This window comes from Acidiluteibacter sp., assembly GCF_055129545.1.
The window spans coordinates 122,735-140,890 of the sequence record NZ_JBSRUB010000026.1; the positions used below are offsets into that span (position 1 = coordinate 122,735).

Genomic DNA, 18,156 nt, shown 5'->3' on the forward strand with positions numbered 1-18,156 from the left:
AATAAAAGATTACTCTTCTCCAATGTGTTTCTTGTAAAAATGCCAGACTTCATGGGCTACATTTCTACCTAATTCTAATCCGGCAACGTTTTCTGCTTGAATATGATATCCACCCATCACTCTAGAAATTCCTGCCATCTCAGCAGTTTCTGTAAATGTTGGAAATTGCAACGTAATGGTATCTCCATTATAACCTGGCTCTGTCATTGCACCTGCTACTAATGTCGCTTCGGATCCAAACTGATCACTTCCTGTCCATAATTTAAGTGCTTCAGCACATCCACCACTAATGGTACTGTGACCTGAAACATAACTTGGAAATGGAGGACATAAAAAGATCTCGGGAGAATAGGGTCGCCAATGCACTCCATCCATTTCCATCATGCCTTTTCCTTCACCTCCCCAAGCTTTGATGGTTTTACCTTTGTAGTATTGATGCACCAATGCGAATGGGCGTGCATAATCGTAGAACATTTTGGAATCCCAACAAGCAATAAAACCATCCATAGCAACCACTTGATTGTAGAAATACATTTTTACATCTTGGTCTAAATTATGACTGTCTCTTCTTGAAACATCCTGTGCAAATTTCAGCCAATGTCCTGCTTGCTGAACCGATTGGGGCCCATCTCTCATAAATTCTACCAATGCTTTTTGATAATCGGTTAGATTGGCCTGAAGGTCTACTACTTCTTGAACTTCTTGTTTTAATTGTTCTGAGCCAACCATCGGAGGTGGGCCGGGTCGAAATTGGTCGCTCGATTTTAATGCGATTGGTTTTACTTTATCCCAAAAAGGGGTTAAACAACTTGGAGCAAACGTGCCACCTTTTCCATCAGAGAAGTATTTTGGTTGCCAACGGTTAATATCAATGTTTTTATCAGCTGTGTTGACTGGAGTATATCCTGTATAGTCTAAATAAGGAGTCCTACTCGAATCGTTTTCTTCGCCGTATTGATTCGATCCGTCATTTTTCCGAGCTTCAATGACCGCTTTTGCCGCTAAATTTCCAATGCCCTCTGGAGTGCTCGGATCTAACGATTTATTCATTGGGTCTAACCCAAGGTCTTCCATAAATTTAAAAAAGATTGCGGAATCCGAATAATAATATTCATTCATAGCTCTAAAAGCAGCATAGCTTATGGCAATTTCTTTATTTGTCAAGGTGTGTTCAATAGACGGTCTTCTCTGAATTTCTGTGGCATATACAGGAATTGCTTTTTCATCATATCGCGACCAAGCATCAAAAATAGAGGTAAATATCAACCCTAAGTATCGAGATGTAATTGTTGGTTTTGGCTTAAATCGCTCGGTATCATAGGCAGTAGCGGTTAAGGCCATTTGACCCCACTTATAGGCTATATTATTGATGCCTATTGGCTCTTTAATTTCTTCAATAAGTGTTTGTTCGTCGTTGTTCTGAGGTTGGTTGCAGCTTATCATTAATAGGATAGATACAAACAGTGTAAAAGTACGTGTCATTATGAAAAGTTTAGAAGCTACGAATCTAGTGATTCCATTTATTTTCTAATAAAAAATAATAGACTTTTTAAGAACAAAATGAAAATGCATTGCTGCAAGGTTCTTTTTGAATATTTTTATCATAAATCGCTAAATTTTAAATCATTCTGAATCCTTTAGAATCATTATTTTCTCTTTCTTTACAGCATGAAAAAAATAAGCTTTCTTTTTTTGTTGACTATTCTACTCTTTTCTTGTAAGAAAAAAGATGATATTCGATGTGATAACGCTCAATTACAAGTATGTAATTCAACTTCGGATCAAATTGTTTTGTATTCATGGAATACTAATCAAATAGATGATACTATATTTCCAGGTGAATGTACCACAAAGGATTTTGGAGAAGTATTTATTACTTATGATAATCAGGGAAATGAAGAAAGTCTCACTAAGGTCGGTAGCTTTCACACCCTTAATGCTACTTATTTATTTGATATAGAAAATTGTTTTAAAGTTATAAATGCTCCTGGCGGATACGTGGATATTTCTCATTGTTACAATGGCAAATTTGATGCAGATAAGGAGGAGTTTGGAGTAGATTGTGGAGGATTCTGTCCGCCTTGTGAAGATATGGAAGTTCCATGCGCTGCCAACTTAAAAACCGATAAAATTGATTGGCAAGTGGGGGCAGATGATGTTTTGAGTTCTGCTTTTGAGATTATTACTGACAGTGAAATGCAAATTACATTTCGATTTTATAGTGGACAGGAAATGTTGGTGACACTTCCTGTTAGTTCCTTTCCTGCTGCAGATAGAACGTTTGTAATCGGTTCTGAATACTATCAAGCTAAGGTCGGTTATAGTACTAGATTTGAGAACTTTGATACCGAACAAGGCAAAACCATTTACTTTATTTCAACGGGTACTGGAACTGGAAAAATCGACTTTTGTGACATCCGTTTTACTGGCGTATTCAATAATAAGATTGGTTCAGGGAGTTTAAAGTTTAGGGATTGAAAAGTACCCTTCGATACAACCTCTTTTCAGTCGGTCACTCAGGGGCCTTTTTATAAAACTAAAATTCTCAACGATTTTGTATAGATAGGCCTTTTAAATAGTACCCTGAGTAAATCTGAGGAACGAAGATTTGTATCGAAGGGCACTATTTTTTTCTAAAAATTTTCTTTGCTAATTCAGGAGCTTATACTAGAACAATAAATGAATAAATATTAAGTTTTTATAACTCCAACAATAAAAACTATTTAAATATGTGAAAGTTAAAAATTGCCACACTCATTTGTTCAATTGCATTCATTGTTACTTCTTGCTCAAAAGATGATGATGATGTAACAACTCCTATTGTCCCACCTGTAGCTAAATCAGTTTCCAATTCTGATTATTTCTTGACCGATTCTGCCAATTATTGGATTTACGAAACCTATCAAGTTGATACCAATTATATTGAAACGTTTGTTAGTCGAGACACGGTTACCGTTAGAGAAGAGAAAATTAATGGAACTGATTATATGGTGTATAATATGAGAAATCCTATCGGTTCGAATAGAAACAAATCGGATGTATATAGGAAGGACTCAACTGGCTATATAGTGAATCGATACGGAGGTAGAATAGTATTTTCGGCAACAGATTTGTACCGGGTAATAGCAGTTGATTCCATGAATCCTAATATTTATATCACTGAATATATGATGGTAAAAGACAGTGTTCCGTTAGTTGTTCCTGCAGGTTCATTTAACGATGTATTAACGTTACAAGGAAAAGTAAAAGCTGTAAATGGTGGAACTTCAACTTATCCTGAAGTTAGGTATACCAAGCAGAGTTATGCAAAAGGAGTAGGCTTAGCTTTTGAAAAGTTTTTTTATTTTAGTACTGGCCATTTTCACTATGAAAGAAGATTGGTTGATTATCATGTTAATTGAACTGTTCTAATTTCTGATTAGTCGAAAAAGAAAATTTTGTAGTCACTGAAAATAATTCGGTTAAAAAAAGAAAGGCGGTCTGTACAGACCGCCTTTCACCCGTTTAAACAGAGCATCCGCCGACACCTCTATTAATGAGGATACACCTCCATGTCGTTCTCTACTTTTTCAATATTGATGATCTCATCGCCTTGAGGGAAATGCCAATTCACATCGCTTCCTTCTTCATAGCCAATTAAAGCTGTGCCCATTGGCGAGAGAACTGATAATTTCCCTTTTTGAATGTCTGCTCTTTGAGGTAGTACCATTTCCAATCCGGCCTTACGACCAAATGGGGTAGTGATGGTAACTATACTTCCAATTCTTACTGTTTTCTTTGGAAATTCTTCTTCCGAAATAATAGTGGCTACTTTTAATTCCTCATATAACTTTTTTCTACATTTAGCCGCGATTGGGTCCACAGCCTCTGAATTTCGAATCAAATCGATTAATGTCTTTTTGTCCTTCTCTGTGACAACTAAATTGGTTACTTCCATATCTATATCATTTTCACTTCTTCAATAATTTTATTTAAACTGTGCTTTGCATCCCCAAAAAGGAGTTTACAGTTGGCACGCTCAAACAATGGATTGCTTGCTCCAGAGTATCCTGCCGACATTCCTCGTTTCATCACGATTACTTGTTTGGCCTGATAAGCCTTTATAATCGGCATACCATATACAACGCTGTCTGCATCAGTTTCAGCCGCAGGATTCACTACGTCGTTGGCACCTATAATGATGGCGGCATCAAATTGAGCCATATTGTGATTTACTTCTTCCATTTCTACAATGTCGTTGTAGTCTATGTTGGCTTCTGCCAGCAAAACATTCATATGCCCTGGCATTCTTCCTGCTACTGGATGAATAATGTATTTTACATTGGCGCCTAATCCTTCTAACCTTTTTTGCAATTCGAAGCACTCTTTTTGAGCTTGAGAAACGGCCATTCCAAATCCGGGAATAATGGCGACATTTTTTGAAAAGGCGAGGATAGAGGCAGTCTCTGCAGTAGATATCGTTTGAATTTCTTGCAAGGCTTCTGCAGTGTGACCACTTCTTTTTAAAGCTGCTGTTTGTCCCAACAATACCTTTTTCAGGGAACGGTTCATGGCTTTACACATTTGTATCGTCAATAAGATACCTGTAGAACCCACCAATATTCCTCCTAAAAGCATAATGGTGCTGTCGAATAAAATCCCTGAAATGGCTGTAGCTATTCCGGTAACGGCATTCAACACAGAAATCAATACTGGCATATCTGCTCCACCTACTGGCATAGCAAACTGAATTCCATTGACGATACTGATTGCTCCTATAATGATGGAAATCGTTTGAAAACTCAGCGCAGTCTCTGGTTGTATAATGTGCCAAGCCGGTAATGCAATAACAATGATCCAACTCAATGCCGTCAATGCTTTCGAGCGAAAATTATTTTTCAATTTACCGGCCAATTTGTAGAAGGCAATAATACTTCCTGAAAAAGAGGCGCCGCCTAAAAATACACCCAATAGCAACACGACCTTAATTACTGATTGATCTATTGTCAATGAGTTGATGAACGACTCGTTGATACCGATAATTAAAGCGCACAATCCTCCAAACGCATTAAATAAAGAAATCAATTCAGGCATCCGTGTCATTTCATAACTTTCGGATAAGGCTTTCCCAATAATGGTTCCCACCAAGAGTAAAGCTCCCAATAAATAGATGTTGTTCAACTGTCCTTGCTGAAATACGATCAGAATAGCAGTTGCTAGGATGGCGATTACCATTGCTACAGCCGATAAAATGTTTCCATTTCGAGCAGATGATGGGGCTGCCATTAATTTAATTCCTCCGATAAAACCGATGGCTGATAGGAGATAAGCGAGATTGATGATTCCTACCATAGTTAGTTTTTCTTTTTGATGAACATGGACAACATTCTATTGGTGACAAAAAAACCACCCGAAACATTAATGCTTCCTATCAGCACCGCCAATGAAGCGGCTAAGATGGTAGAAACTTCTGTCAGTGGAGTGGACAATAATTGGATTGCTCCACCAATTAATATAATCCCACTGATGGCATTAGCGCCTGACATTAAAGGCGTATGAAGGACGGATGGAACGTTTTTGATGACTTCCAAGCCGATCAAAATACTCAATACAATGACGTACCACCCATCTAAGGGTGACAAATAAAATGAATCTAACATGTGTTTATTTTAGTGGTTGTTTATCTCTGAAATGATCCGTTCATGAATAACTTTTCCATCTTCGACGACTTTTGTTGCAGACAGTATTTCATCGGTTTCATTGGCTTCCAACTTCTTTAAATAGTGTAATAAGAAGGAAGTAAAATTATTGGAGACTAAAGTAGAGGAAGCATTGGAACATTTACTTACCAAAGAAATTGGCCCTGCAATCGTTATACCATTTACTGCAATGGTTTCATTCTTCCTAGTCAATGCACAGTTACCACCATTTTCTGCCGCTAAATCAATGATGATTGAGCCTGGCTTCATGGAATAGACCGTTTTCTCGTCGATCAATCGAGGGGAGGGTTTTCCCGGAATTTTTGCAGTAGTGATTATCACATCAGCTATTTTGGATTCTTCGGCTAATCGTTCTGCTACTAAATCCATGTAATCTTTTGTTTGCTCAACGGCGTATCCACCGGCTTTTTCGCTTTCTACCGATCCTTCTACTTCTATAAAAGTAGCACCTAAACTTTCTACTTCAGTTTTCGTGTTTTTACGGATGTCGAAAGCTTTTACTTGAGCACCTAATCTTTTTGCTGTAGCGATGGCTTGTAAACCTGCTACTCCGGCGCCTAAGATTAAGAATTTGGCTGGGCGCAAGGTGCCGCCTGCACTAGTGACCATAGGAACAACCAATGGAGACATTTCAGCAGCCATCAAAACAGCTTGATAGCCTGAAATAGAAGCCACCGACGAAATAATATCCATTGATTGTGCTATTGTCGTTCGAGGGATTAAGTCTAAACTATATACCTCTGTTTTTTTACCGATATAAGGAGAAATAATGGAGTGGTCGTTGATCACATTGTAGTATCCAATGAATACTTTATTGTGGTTCAATTTCTCATTTCCTAAAGCGCTTCCATAGCTGAGGATCACATCTGAATACTGAATGATATCGGCCTTGGTTGGCACGATGGTCGCTCCAGCATCTTCGTAGGCTTCGTTGGTGAAACCCGCAAATAACCCTGCATCTTTTTCAATACAAATGTTAAAATGCCCTTTCAGCTGTTCTACACTTTTGGGAGTCAAGGCGACAATTTTATCGCCTTGACTCTCATTAATTACTCCTAATTGTTTCATATCAATTTGATTATGGAAACACGCCTCTTTCCTTATAAGTTAACTCTAATCGTTTAAGAGCTACTAGGTAAGCGCCGTTTCTCCAGTGTGTATCATACTCTTTTGAAGTTTCTACTACTTTGTCAAAAGCGATGCTCACTTTGTCATGAATCATGTCTAATACTTGATCCATTTTCCAAATTTCAGAACGCTTGTTTTGCAACCATTCGTAGTAGCTACCAATTACACCACCTGAATTACAAAGAATGTCAGGAATAACATCTACACCTCTTTCTAATAAAATTGCTTCTGCATCTGTGTCTGTTGGTCCGTTTGCACCTTCAGCAATTAATTTAGCTTTGATATCGTAGGCATTGTCTTTTGTGATCTGGTTACCCAAAGCAGCAGGAACAATGATGTCACAATCCAATGCAAAGAATTCGTCAGCATTCATTTCTTTTGCTCCATCAAATCCTTCAATTTGGTTTTTGTAACCTAAACTGTGTTGGTACAATGCTTCTACATCAATTCCGTTTTCGTTGTATAGGGTAGCGCTTGCATCTTGTGCAGCTATCATTACAGCACCCAATTGATTTAAAAAGTGGGCAGTCCAATAACCTACATTTCCGTATCCTTGAACGATGTATTTCATTCCTTTTAAATCGACACCTCTAACTTTTGCCCATGATTTGATCGTAGCAACTACACCAAAACCAGTTGCTCTATCTCTTCCTTCCAATCCACCTGAACCCAAAGGTTTTCCTGTAACAACATGTAAATTGTTAAATCGGTTTGATGGTGATTTTTGAGAAGCAAACGTGTCTGAAATCCAAGCCATAATTTGAGCATTGGTGTTTACATCAGGAGCAGGAATATCTAGGTCCGGTCCAATGTTATCACCCAAAGCAAACGTAAAACGTCTAGAGATTCTTTCTAATTCGCCCATAGAGTATTTCTTTGGATCGATTTCAATTCCTCCTTTAGCACCGCCGAAAGGCAATCCTGCCAACGCCGTTTTCCATGTCATCCAAATAGCCAAAGCTCTTGCAGCATCAATGTCTACTGTTGGGTGGTATCTTAATCCACCTTTGTATGGTCCTAGCGCATTGTTGTGCTGTACTCTATATCCGGTAAATGTTTCAATTGATCCATCGTCCATTTTTACAGGAAAATGAACTACAATTTCACTGTTGGTTGATGATAAAATTTTACGAATACCTTTGTCTAAATTCATTAAATCGGCTGCATGATTGAACTGATTCATCACGTTCTCATACATTCCTGTTTTCTTCTTGTCTTGTGCTTTAACTTCCATCTAATTAATTAAATTATTGATAATGTTCACAGTTTAAAATAATTGAATCTTGCGATTTTAAATTGCAGTCTTTTACAAAGTCACAAGTGGAACATAAACCAAAATAGAAACTTCCTTCATTAATATTTTTTCTTTGAAGTGAAATGAACTCTTTTGAATTTTCTGCCACATTGTGTTCTTCACAAAAAATGACTGGCGAATGATCAGTTTGCAAGGCACACTGATTATTCGTTTCACAATTAGTGCAGATTCTATTTTGAGTATTCACTTTCATTTCTATTGCAATTTCTATTGCTCTTTACGAAGTGCATGCCAATTAAAATCTAGAATCGACTAATTGTAGTTAATTCATTTTAGGTTAGTATTTTAGATCTCCTCATTTTTTATTGATTTTAATTTTTATTGTTATAATTGATATTAAAAACGGGGAGTTTCTCTCCGCTTGGTACAAAATGTACCAGTGTTATTTTATTTTCTCTCTCAATGTTTTTCGGTCTATGTTTAATAGCTCGGCAGCTTTTGTTTTGTTGTTGTTTACTTCTGCCAGTACTTTTAAAATGTATTTTCTTTCCATTTCAGCTAGGGTAATTGTCGTTGCTGAATTTGTCACTAAAGGCGAACTCATTTTCATGTAATCTGGCAAGTCATGAATAGAAACGCTGTTGTCTATCATGATTACCAATCGGTGGATGAAATTCTCTAATTCTCTGACATTACCTGGCCAAGAATATTCTTTCAGAATGGTTTTAATTCCCGAAGGAAATTTCAAGGGCTTCTTCTTATTTTCTTGACTGTATATTTGGTTAAAATGATTGATTAATATTGGGATATCTTCTTTTCGTTCACGCAATGGTGGGATATGTATGGTCACCACATTCAATCGATAAAACAAATCTTCTCGAAAAGCAGACTTCTCTATTTGCTCTTTTAAATCAGCATTTGAAGCAGAAATGATTCGTACATCTATTTTCTGTGATTTGGTGCCGCCAAGCATGGTGATTTCTTTCTCTTGTATCACTCGCAATAATTTTGCTTGCACTGAGTGTGAAGAATTACTGATTTCATCCAAAAAGATGGTGCCCTTATCTGCTGCTTGGAAAAAGCCTGCTCTTGTAGTTGCGGCGCCTGTGAATGCTCCTTTCAAATGCCCAAACAATTCGCTCTCTAACAATTGATCTGGAATAGCTCCACAATTAACGGCTACAAATGGGGCAGAGGAGTAGGAACTGTTATAATGAATGGCGCGTGCCACCATTTCTTTTCCTGTTCCACTTTCACCAGTTACCAACACGGTCGCTTTGTTATTTTTTATTCGCTCTATGGTTTTGTACAACAATTGCATCGGCTCAGAAACACCAATGATTCCAAAAAAAGACTCTATTTTTTCTTCGGGTTGTGCTTCAGTAGTTGGAGTTGTTATTTTTTCGCCAATTATATGATCCAATGCTTTGTTCAACTCATCATTGGTGAATGGTTTTATCAAATACTCTACAGCTCCCATTTTCATTACGTCTACTGCACCTTGAACTTCAGGATAACCCGTAATGACCAATACAGGAGTGTCCGAAAAGTGATGCGATATGTATTTGACCAATTGTGTGCCGCCGACTTCTGGCATGTTCAAATCTGTAATGACCAAGTCGATGTCAGTTGTTTCTAAAATTTCAATGCCCTCAACCACATTGTCCGATGTAAATGGATTCAACCCCATTTCATTCAGGTTTCTTCGGATAACCTCTAACATATCGTGAGAGTCATCCACTACCAAAACTGAGATGGACTTAGTTGACATCTTTTTTTAGTTTTATGGTAAATGCAGTGCCTTTTTCTAGTTCAGAATCTACGGTGATTTTTCCTCCATGGCTTTGTACAATTCCGTATACTACTGCTAGTCCTAGTCCCGTTCCTTCCCCAACCGGCTTGGTCGTATAGAATGGTTGAAACAATTTGGTCATGGACTCTTTGGAGATTCCTTTTCCATTATCTGAAATTGTTAAAATAACTTCTCCTTCTTCCTCTTTAGTCTGAATGGTTAGCTTTCCTTTTACTGGCATTGCACTGATGGCATTTAAGACCAGGTTAAATAGAATTTGAGAAAACTGAATGGCATCCACTTTTATCGGCAAGTCGGTTGAGGATAAATCCAAAACCACTTCTATTTCTTTTTCATTCAACTGAATCTGCAATAACCCAAGATTTTCAGAAATCAACTGATTGATAGAATGGTGCTTGAATTGGGTGGGCATTTCGCATGAAAAAAACATGAGCTTTTTTACAATGCTTCTTGCATGCAAGGATGAGTTAATGATTTTTTTAAGGTCAGCGACTTTCTTGGGGTCATTTTCGCCTCTCAATAGCAATTCTGAAAAACCAAGGATGTTGCCCAATGGCGTATTGAGTTCATGTGCAATACCAGCAGTAATTTCTCCCAATAAATTTAATCGGTCGTTGTGCCGTAATCGCTGTTGAATTTTTTTTTCATTCTCCCTTTTTTCATGCAACTCAAAGATTGCAATAAGCTCCAATCCAATTTGATAAATTAATGCTTCTTCTTCTTTTAGGAATATGATTTGATCTTTTGGAGGCTCAGAGAGGTAATAAACAATGAGTTTTCCACGGTTCACTCCGTTGATGACTAAATCAGTAAATTGAAAGTGTTGAGAGGGGGTAGAAGTACCAAATACTTCACCATCCAAAACAATGTTGGCTGCCATTTTTGATGGATACTGCCAACCTTTCGGAATCACACTTGTTATTTCCTCAATAGTAGCGGGTAAATCCACTACTGCTTTTTGGGCTATTTTAGAGATTTCATAAAGACAACTAAGCTCTTTAATGCGCTCATTCAGAGAACGAGAGAGACTGTATTTTTTTAACTGATTAGTAGTCATTAAATCGGGGAGATTTTACCCAAATGTAGGACTTCCTTTTTATTTAAAAAGTGAAAGAAATACAAATGTTATCACCAATGGAATGTTAACTTAAGAAGTACGTCCTTCAACTATCTCATCGTACTTAGGGTTATTAGGTTCCCACAATTCAATCTTGTTATTATCTGCATCTAAAATGTGAATAAATTTTCCATAATCGAAGACTTCTAACTCGTCTAGAATAGTCACACCATTTGCTTTAAGTTGCTCCACCAGCGCTTCAATGTTTTCAACCCGATAGTTGATCATAAATTCTTTGGCAGACGGTTCAAAATACTTGGTGTCCGATTTAAATGGACTCCATTGGGTATGTCCTTTTTTTTCAGCATCATTAGCATCTCTCCATTCGAAAGTAGTGCCGTAAGCATCGGTATTTAGTCCTAAATTGGTTTTGTACCATTCTTTGGTTTGATCTGGATCGTTGGTTTTGAAAAATATACCGCCAATTCCTGTTACTCGTCCTTTTTTACTCATTTGTCTTCTAGTTTAGAATCAAATGTATTAATAATTGGAATCAATTTAACAATGGATTAATATATCAATGAATCAATTTAACAATGAAAGAGTTGCAGAATGCTTTGCATTATTCTAATTTATTAATGGATTAATTGCACAATTGATCAATATATTAGTGAATTAATTGGTCAATCAGTCAAAGGTTCAATAAGAGAATCAATTAATCTCAAAATGCTTCGCATTCTTCATATGTTTAATATGTCTATCATTTAATTGGTCTATTTTATTTCTATGCTTTGAAATTGTAGGTTAATCAATCAAACTCTGAACCGTTGTGTAAAATTTTGTACCCTTTGTGGTTATATGTAGAGAATAGAAGATAGAAACAAGATTTATATTATTGAATCCACTTTGTGAACCATTTTATAAAACTAAGAAACCTCCAAAGCTCAGTAATTTCTCACTAAACCCTGAAGGTTTCAACTAATCTAAATCAATAAACTTTTAGAAACTAGGAATTTTAATCTACAGAACTTGGGCGCATAGTGCCTTCCTCTCCTTTCATTCTTTTTCCTTCGCCTTTTTTATCTCTTAGCTTGTCCAATAATTCTTTTTTGAAAGCTCTTTCTGCTTCATAAAGTTGTGCCACCTTTTTAATCGGCAGTACTTTTTTGAATTTAGCCAAGTACTCTTTATCTACTGCTAAGCCTTTTTCTTTTCGGGCAATGTGAGCATCTAATTCTTTTTCAATTTCTGCATCAGATTTTTCAGAGAGTAATTGCTTTTCTCCGCGTAAGGATCCTTTTTCAGACCTAAATTCTTTCCTGCATTCTTGTTCTTTTTGTAAATATTCCTTGTAAATCGGAGTGAATGCTGCTTTTTCTTTATCTGTTAGCGCTAATTGTTCTTCTACAAAACTGATTTTATACTCCAGCATTTTCTCAGATCTATCTTGTTTTTTCTCCTGTGCTTGTGCGCCGATAACTGAAGTTACAGCTATAAAAGCGATTAAGATTTTCTTTTTCATCTTGTTTAAATTTAATGGATTAATACACTTCGTTTTCTATATATTCTTGGTTCAATAAATAACTCTCTATTTCTTCTTGCGTGAATTCAACAGTGTAGGTCGGAATTTCATCAAAGTATTCCAACATGATGTTTTCGTTTAATTCATCTGTTTCCAACTCATTCAAATAAGCATAGGCTTCATCTGCATTGATGGCAGGGGAGTGGGAACTATTGGAAAGTTGCAGAATCACCAATACCAATAGGGCCATAATGCTTGTCGAAATAGTAAACCGACCAACAAGGATTGGTTTGATTTTATCCCAAATTGTCATTTTACTTTCGTCTTCAAGAATGGCCTTTTGGATTCTTGTCGGCAACGCTTCAAAGTATCCAGTAGGCACCTCAAAAGGTTGCTTGTTTTTTTGATTAAATGGATCATTTGTTTTCATCTCGGTAGTTTGACTGATTAACTTTGGTATGGTTTAATCTTGTTTGATAAAAGCTTTAATTTTTTCGACAGCATGGTGGTAGGAAGCCTTTAGTCCTCCGACTGATGTGCCGGTTATTTGAGAAATCTCTTCGTATTTCAATTCCTCAAAATACTTCAGGTTAAACACCAGTCGTTGTTTGTCTGGTAAAGTCAATACGGCCTTTTGAAATTCCCTTTCCATATCGTCTCCTGAATACAATGGATCTTCTTCTAATGCATTCAAATAACTTTCCGAAATCTGTTCAATATCAGAGTGACTCCGTTTCTTTTTGTCTTTCAAAAAATCAATACATGCATTGGAGGCTATTCGATACAACCACGTATAGAGCTGACTATCGCCACGAAATAAGGTGATGCTTTTCCATGCCTTGATAAAAGTCTGCTGCAACACATCATCAGCATCGTCGTGCACAATTACCATTTTTCGAATGTGAAAATAGAGTCGTTTTTGGTATTTCCGCACCAATAAATTAAATCCATACGACTGACTTTCGCCGTCTAAGCAAAGTTCAATTATTTTGGTATCGCTTAAGTGTTCTTCCACTATTCCTCTATTTTATCTAAAAAAAGAGCCATTAACTCTAATGAATTAATGGCTCCAAATATCTTCTTAAGTATTGCTGTTATTTTCGTTTAATAACAGTTTCTGCTGCTTTTACAATGTTAGCCGCATCTAAGCCATATTTGGTCATCAATTCTTCTGGTGTTCCGCTTTCGCCGAATGAATCGTTCACAGCAACATATTCCATTGGAGTAGGATTCTCTCTCGACAACAATTGTGCGATTGAATCACCCAAACCACCATTTCGCATGTGTTCTTCAGCGGTAACCACACATTTGGTTTTTGCCACCGATGCTAAGACTGCTTTTGCATCTAAAGGTTTAATCGTATGAATATTTATTACTTCTGCAGAGAATCCTTTTGCTTCCAATTGCTCAGCGGCTTGTAAAGCTTCCCAAACCAAATGTCCAGTAGCGAATATGCTGACATCTGTTCCTTCTGTTAAATGAATTGCTTCTCCAATCACAAACTTTTCATTTTCTGGCATAAATACCGGCACTTTCGGACGACCAAATCTTAAATAAACTGGCCCATGGTGTTCAGCGATCGCAATTGTTGCCGCTTTCGTTTGGTTGTAATCACATGGATTTATCACTGTCATTCCTGGCAACATTTTCATCAACCCGATGTCTTCCAAGATTTGGTGAGTGGCTCCATCTTCTCCTAAAGTCAAACCAGCATGGGATGCACAAATTTTCACGTTCTTATCGCTATACGCTACCGACTGACGAATTTGGTCGTACACACGGCCGGTAGAAAAGTTGGCAAATGTTCCTGTGAATGGAATTTTCCCACCGATGGTCATTCCTGCGGCCATCCCGATCATGTTTGCTTCTGCAATTCCTGCTTGTATAAATCGATCAGGAAACTCATTTTTAAACGCGTCCATCTTTAATGAGCCTGTTAAATCGGCACACATTGCGACAACATTTTCGTTTTTCTTTCCTGCTTCGAGTAATCCGTCTCCAAATCCTGAGCGGGTGTCTTTATTTCCTGTAGAAGTATACTTTTTCATCGCTTGATTAAAATTTTACTTGAGTTGTTTGTCCTGAGGTTATGGTAAATGAAATTTCTTTCGTGTATATGGAGAGTCTTGCATTCAAAGGTCGGAACACTAATTTATAGGTTCCCGGTTGCAAAACAATTGATTCTCTTACTGAGTTGAGATTTAAGTCGGTTACTTTTTCTAAATGATCGCCTTTTTCTACGAAGATAGTTCCGTATCCTTTTACGCCCATTCCGATAGCCGCAACACCAGGTTGCGGAATCATGATTTTGGTCACATTGCTTTGAGCAATGTTTACCTCCGGCAATAAAATCCGTGGCAAGGTCATGATTTCCAAATCGTATTTACCGACCAAGTATTTCTTTTCTTCATCGAAGGTATGCGCATACAAGGTGTTCATTTCTCCTGATTTCCGCACTATGGCTTGTAATTTTTGGTATTCGTTGAAGCCATTCATTTGCAAAACTAAACTACCTTGAGCGGCATCTACTGCAATGTAGTTATGTGTTCCTGCCGTCAATTCAATGTCTTTCTTTTCTACTTCTGGTGTCGTATGAACCACTAAATTGTATTTTCCCAATGGATCAACCGGAATCGTATCTGGATTTCCTCTGCTGTCTAATGTATGCACGAAGTTGTAGCGAGGCATTCCTGTAAAGGCATCGTAGAAGGTCATTGCTACGTTTGTTTCAGTTGGTTTGTTGTAAATGTCTAATAAATTCACTTGAGCCGTTGTATTGTTCAAGGCTTGAGAAATCACAATATTCAAAACTTGTTTGAAAGTCGATTCATTGCGTGCATCGTAGAAATTACCAATGCATTTAAAAGCATCCATAATACTTGGATCCAATCCTAAACCAATCACAAAAGGTTTTAGAACAACCCCTTTTCGCTGCAATGCCAATGACACTGCACAAGGATCACCATCACATTCTTCAATTCCATCGGTGATCAACACAATAATGTTTCTACAATCAGTACAAGTAGGAAAATCATTGGCCGCTTGCTCCAAAGAGTAAGCAATCAAAGTGGTTCCCATTGGTCTGATTTCTCTTAATTTACTAATGATTTTATCGTGGTTGTTTTTGCCGAAAGGCACTTCCAGCTTGGTATCGGTACAACTTCTGTCTCCTTGAACTACTCGATAGGTATGCCCAAAAGCACGCAAAGCGACTTCTACATTCTCCACACTCTTCAGACTATCCACCATTTCACCCAGTAGGCGAGTGGCTACCTGCATTTTTTGTCCATTTTCCCAACGAGCATACATGCTCTGTGAGCCATCCAGGACAAATAGAATACGCGTCTTTTTTGGAGTTTGTGCAGCCACATCATGCGTCAGCAAGAAAGCCACTCCTATTAAGAGTGCCATCATCAACTGTTGCATGTGCGTTTTTAATCTATTTTTCATGAGTGTTGGATTCGGTTCGCTGCGGTAAATCAACAACTGTGCCTCTTAATAATCTCCTAGTGTTTCAGGTAATTGGCTCAATGCATCAGCCAATTGCTCGTCATTCGGAGATACTCCATGCCACTTGTGTGATCCCATCATGAAATCAACACCTGCACCCATTTCGGTTTTCATAATGATCATTACTGGCTTTCCTTTTCCAGTTAATGTTTTAGCATGAGCCAAACCATCAATGACCGCTTGCATGTTGTTTCCGTCCATTTCTGTAACGGTCCAACCAAAGCTTTCCCATTTTCCTCTTAAATCACCTAAACCCATTACATCCTCAACATCTCCGTCAATCTGACGTCCATTGAAATCGATTGCAGAAATAATATTGTCTACTTTATTGTGAGCAGCAAATAGTGCGGCTTCCCAAATCTGACCTTCTTGTAATTCTCCATCACCGTGAAGGGTATAAACGATGCGATCGTCGTTGTTGTATTTTTTAGTCAAAGCTGCACCAACGGCAACCGACAATCCTTGACCTAGAGATCCACTAGCTACACGAACACCTGGAAGGCCTTCATGAGTCGTTGGGTGACCTTGTAAACGAGTGTTTAACTTTCTGAAAGTCGCCAATTCTTTTACTTCGAAAAATTCAGCTCTAGCTAAGGTACTGTACCAAACTGGTGAGATGTGGCCGTTAGATAGGAAAAATAAATCTTCTCCGTTTCCATCCATTTTGAAGTCTGTTGAATACTTCATTACTTCAAAGTATAACGCTGTAAAGTAATCTGCGCAGCCCAAAGAACCACCTGGGTGACCTGAGTTTACGGCATGCACCATTCTAACAATGTCTCTTCTAACTTGTGAGGCAACTTTTTCTAGTTTTGCTATATCAGCCATTTTGTTTCGATTTTGCGAGGTTGTTTGGGTCACAAAAGTAACTGAATTCAGCAAGAATGCTAGATTTCTGTTAATAACTTTCGAAATTCGTTGAAAACGAAATTAACCGCTAAATAATAAATATCTTTGTGCCCGTTTTTTAATCACCCAAAACAATAGAAGAATGGCTTTGAAATGTGGAATTGTCGGTTTACCGAATGTAGGAAAATCAACTTTGTTTAACTGTTTGTCGAATGCGAAAGCACAATCGGCGAACTTTCCTTTTTGTACCATCGAACCAAATGTTGGGGTGATTACTGTGCCAGATGAGCGTTTGAATGCCTTGGCAGACTTGATTCATCCTGAACGTATTTTACCAACAACCATCGATATCGTTGATATTGCAGGGTTGGTAAAAGGAGCAAGTAAAGGAGAGGGGTTAGGAAATAAATTCTTGGGAAACATTCGAGAAACAGATGCCATTATTCACGTTTTGCGTTGTTTTGAAGATGGTAACATTGTTCACGTTGATGGAAGTGTAAATCCTGTAAGAGATAAAGAAACGATCGACTACGAATTGATTTTAAAAGATTTAGAAGCAATTGATAAGAAGTTGGAAAAAACAGTAAGAGCTGCAAAAACAGGAGATAAAGTAGCGATACTGGAAAGAGAAGTATTGAACACCTATAAAGCGCATCTAGAGTCTGGGAAAGCTGCTCGTTCGACTCCTGTAGAAGCTGAAGATCGTAAATATGTAGCTGATTTATTTTTATTGACAGACAAGCCAGTACTGTACGTTTGTAATGTGGACGAAGGTTCTATTGCAACGGGAAACAAATTTGTAGAGCAAGTTAGAGAGGCAGTAAAAGATGAAAATGCAGAAATTATAATAGTTGCTGCAGGTTTAGAGGCAGATATTGCTGAATTGGAAAGCGCTGAAGAACGTAAAGAATTTTTGGAAGATGCCGGTTTGAAAGAACCAGGTGTGAATCAATTGATAAAAGCGGCTTACCGTTTGTTGAACTTAGAAACTTACTTAACGGCAGGTGTTAAAGAAGTAAGAGCTTGGACCATTCGAAAAGGAATGACTGCACCACAAGCGGCAGGAGTAATCCACACTGATTTTGAAAGAGGATTTATTAAAGCAGAGGTAATTAAGTATGCTGATTTCTTGCATTACAAATCAGAAGCTGCGGTGAAAGAAGCTGGAAAAATGAGCATGGAAGGAAAAGAATACATCGTGAAAGATGGAGATATCATGCACTTTAAGTTTAATGTGTAAGCGATAGTATAAATTAATTTAGAAATCCTCTTGGCGAAGTCAAGGGGATTTTTTTTTGAACAAAAGCTATAATTTATATTTAA

18 protein-coding genes are annotated in these 18,156 nt (G+C 37.6%); 3 read left to right on the forward strand and 15 right to left on the reverse strand.

Annotation, left to right across the window (positions count from 1 at the left end):
- Window positions 1–9: 9 nt before the first annotated feature.
- Entirely contained in the window at window positions 10–1,482 is a 1,473-nt protein-coding gene (locus tag ACTB0X_RS13035) for a vanadium-dependent haloperoxidase (RefSeq protein WP_463025477.1), read from the reverse strand.
- Window positions 1,483–1,668: 186 nt separating this feature from the next.
- On the opposite strand from ACTB0X_RS13035, the gene ACTB0X_RS13040 reads away from it, so the two are divergent.
- Together ACTB0X_RS13040 and ACTB0X_RS13045 are read left to right on the forward strand one after the other, a co-directional pair.
- Window positions 1,669–2,478 carry a hypothetical protein gene (locus tag ACTB0X_RS13040; RefSeq protein WP_463025478.1) on the forward strand — a complete coding sequence of 270 codons (810 nt, stop codon included), beginning with the start codon at window positions 1,669–1,671 and terminating at the stop codon, window positions 2,476–2,478.
- Between the two features lie 386 nt (window positions 2,479–2,864).
- Window positions 2,865–3,401 carry a hypothetical protein gene (locus tag ACTB0X_RS13045; protein WP_463025479.1) on the forward strand — a complete coding sequence of 179 codons (537 nt, stop codon included), beginning with the start codon at window positions 2,865–2,867 and terminating at the stop codon, window positions 3,399–3,401.
- Window positions 3,402–3,532: 131 nt separating this feature from the next.
- Here ACTB0X_RS13045 and ACTB0X_RS13050 read toward each other — a convergent pair whose 3' ends face one another.
- From ACTB0X_RS13050 to ACTB0X_RS13115, 14 genes are all read right to left on the reverse strand, one after another.
- Window positions 3,533–3,937, reverse strand: a complete 405-nt coding sequence (locus ACTB0X_RS13050; protein WP_463025480.1) for a GreA/GreB family elongation factor — start codon at window positions 3,935–3,937, stop codon at window positions 3,533–3,535.
- A 2-nt stretch (window positions 3,938–3,939) separates the two neighbouring features.
- Complete coding sequence (locus tag ACTB0X_RS13055; RefSeq protein ID WP_463025481.1) at window positions 3,940–5,331, reverse strand: NAD(P)(+) transhydrogenase (Re/Si-specific) subunit beta; 1,392 nt, start codon at window positions 5,329–5,331, stop codon at window positions 3,940–3,942.
- A 2-nt stretch (window positions 5,332–5,333) separates the two neighbouring features.
- Window positions 5,334–5,639: an NAD(P) transhydrogenase subunit alpha part 2 gene (locus tag ACTB0X_RS13060; RefSeq protein WP_463025482.1), complete on the reverse strand. Its 306-nt coding sequence runs from the start codon at window positions 5,637–5,639 to the stop codon at window positions 5,334–5,336.
- A 9-nt stretch (window positions 5,640–5,648) separates the two neighbouring features.
- Window positions 5,649–6,767 (reverse strand): NAD(P) transhydrogenase subunit alpha, encoded by a 1,119-nt coding sequence (locus ACTB0X_RS13065; protein ID WP_463025483.1) that lies wholly within the window; start codon window positions 6,765–6,767, stop codon window positions 5,649–5,651.
- 10 nt (window positions 6,768–6,777) lie between these two features.
- Entirely contained in the window at window positions 6,778–8,061 is a 1,284-nt protein-coding gene (locus ACTB0X_RS13070; RefSeq protein WP_463025484.1) for a Glu/Leu/Phe/Val family dehydrogenase, read from the reverse strand.
- A gap of 463 nt (window positions 8,062–8,524) precedes the next feature.
- Window positions 8,525–9,853, reverse strand: a complete 1,329-nt coding sequence (locus ACTB0X_RS13075) for a sigma-54-dependent transcriptional regulator (protein WP_463025485.1) — start codon at window positions 9,851–9,853, stop codon at window positions 8,525–8,527.
- Window positions 9,843–10,952 carry a sensor histidine kinase gene (locus ACTB0X_RS13080; RefSeq protein ID WP_463025486.1) on the reverse strand — a complete coding sequence of 370 codons (1,110 nt, stop codon included), beginning with the start codon at window positions 10,950–10,952 and terminating at the stop codon, window positions 9,843–9,845. Before ACTB0X_RS13080 ends, ACTB0X_RS13075 begins: the two co-directional genes overlap by 11 nt.
- A gap of 90 nt (window positions 10,953–11,042) precedes the next feature.
- Entirely contained in the window at window positions 11,043–11,465 is a 423-nt protein-coding gene (locus ACTB0X_RS13085) for a VOC family protein (RefSeq protein WP_463025487.1), read from the reverse strand.
- Window positions 11,466–11,967: 502 nt separating this feature from the next.
- A complete protein-coding gene (locus tag ACTB0X_RS13090) occupies window positions 11,968–12,474 on the reverse strand; it encodes a hypothetical protein (protein WP_463025488.1) in 507 nt (168 codons plus the stop codon).
- A gap of 19 nt (window positions 12,475–12,493) precedes the next feature.
- Window positions 12,494–12,904, reverse strand: coding sequence for a hypothetical protein (locus ACTB0X_RS13095; protein WP_463025489.1), 411 nt, complete (start codon window positions 12,902–12,904; stop codon window positions 12,494–12,496).
- A gap of 33 nt (window positions 12,905–12,937) precedes the next feature.
- Entirely contained in the window at window positions 12,938–13,489 is a 552-nt protein-coding gene (locus ACTB0X_RS13100; protein ID WP_463025490.1) for an RNA polymerase sigma factor, read from the reverse strand.
- A gap of 79 nt (window positions 13,490–13,568) precedes the next feature.
- A complete protein-coding gene (locus ACTB0X_RS13105) occupies window positions 13,569–14,522 on the reverse strand; it encodes a transketolase family protein (protein WP_463025491.1) in 954 nt (317 codons plus the stop codon).
- Window positions 14,523–14,529: 7 nt separating this feature from the next.
- On the reverse strand, window positions 14,530–15,924 hold the full coding sequence (locus tag ACTB0X_RS13110) for a vWA domain-containing protein (protein WP_463025492.1): 1,395 nt from the start codon (window positions 15,922–15,924) through the stop codon (window positions 14,530–14,532).
- Between the two features lie 45 nt (window positions 15,925–15,969).
- Window positions 15,970–16,812 (reverse strand): transketolase, encoded by an 843-nt coding sequence (locus ACTB0X_RS13115; protein ID WP_463025493.1) that lies wholly within the window; start codon window positions 16,810–16,812, stop codon window positions 15,970–15,972.
- Window positions 16,813–16,981: 169 nt separating this feature from the next.
- On the opposite strand from ACTB0X_RS13115, the gene ychF reads away from it, so the two are divergent.
- Window positions 16,982–18,073, forward strand: a complete 1,092-nt coding sequence (gene ychF / locus ACTB0X_RS13120) for a redox-regulated ATPase YchF (RefSeq protein ID WP_463025645.1) — start codon at window positions 16,982–16,984, stop codon at window positions 18,071–18,073.
- The last annotated feature ends 83 nt before the right edge of the window (window positions 18,074–18,156 follow it).

Bases quoted from the DNA above. Each gene is read 5' to 3' on its own strand.
- ACTB0X_RS13035 (WP_463025477.1), bottom strand. From the start codon at position 1,482: ATGACACGTACTTTTACACTGTTTGTATCTATCCTATTAATGATAAGC.
- ACTB0X_RS13040 (WP_463025478.1), top strand. From the start codon at position 1,669: ATGAAAAAAATAAGCTTTCTTTTTTTGTTGACTATTCTACTCTTTTCT.
- ACTB0X_RS13050 (WP_463025480.1), bottom strand. From the start codon at position 3,937: ATGGAAGTAACCAATTTAGTTGTCACAGAGAAGGACAAAAAGACATTA.
- ACTB0X_RS13055 (WP_463025481.1), bottom strand. From the start codon at position 5,331: ATGGTAGGAATCATCAATCTCGCTTATCTCCTATCAGCCATCGGTTTT.
- ACTB0X_RS13060 (WP_463025482.1), bottom strand. From the start codon at position 5,639: ATGTTAGATTCATTTTATTTGTCACCCTTAGATGGGTGGTACGTCATT.
- ACTB0X_RS13065 (WP_463025483.1), bottom strand. From the start codon at position 6,767: ATGAAACAATTAGGAGTAATTAATGAGAGTCAAGGCGATAAAATTGTC.
- ACTB0X_RS13070 (WP_463025484.1), bottom strand. From the start codon at position 8,061: ATGGAAGTTAAAGCACAAGACAAGAAGAAAACAGGAATGTATGAGAAC.
- ACTB0X_RS13075 (WP_463025485.1), bottom strand. From the start codon at position 9,853: ATGTCAACTAAGTCCATCTCAGTTTTGGTAGTGGATGACTCTCACGAT.
- ACTB0X_RS13080 (WP_463025486.1), bottom strand. From the start codon at position 10,952: ATGACTACTAATCAGTTAAAAAAATACAGTCTCTCTCGTTCTCTGAAT.
- ACTB0X_RS13085 (WP_463025487.1), bottom strand. From the start codon at position 11,465: ATGAGTAAAAAAGGACGAGTAACAGGAATTGGCGGTATATTTTTCAAA.
- ACTB0X_RS13090 (WP_463025488.1), bottom strand. From the start codon at position 12,474: ATGAAAAAGAAAATCTTAATCGCTTTTATAGCTGTAACTTCAGTTATC.
- ACTB0X_RS13095 (WP_463025489.1), bottom strand. From the start codon at position 12,904: ATGAAAACAAATGATCCATTTAATCAAAAAAACAAGCAACCTTTTGAG.
- ACTB0X_RS13105 (WP_463025491.1), bottom strand. From the start codon at position 14,522: ATGAAAAAGTATACTTCTACAGGAAATAAAGACACCCGCTCAGGATTT.
- ACTB0X_RS13110 (WP_463025492.1), bottom strand. From the start codon at position 15,924: ATGAAAAATAGATTAAAAACGCACATGCAACAGTTGATGATGGCACTC.
- ACTB0X_RS13115 (WP_463025493.1), bottom strand. From the start codon at position 16,812: ATGGCTGATATAGCAAAACTAGAAAAAGTTGCCTCACAAGTTAGAAGA.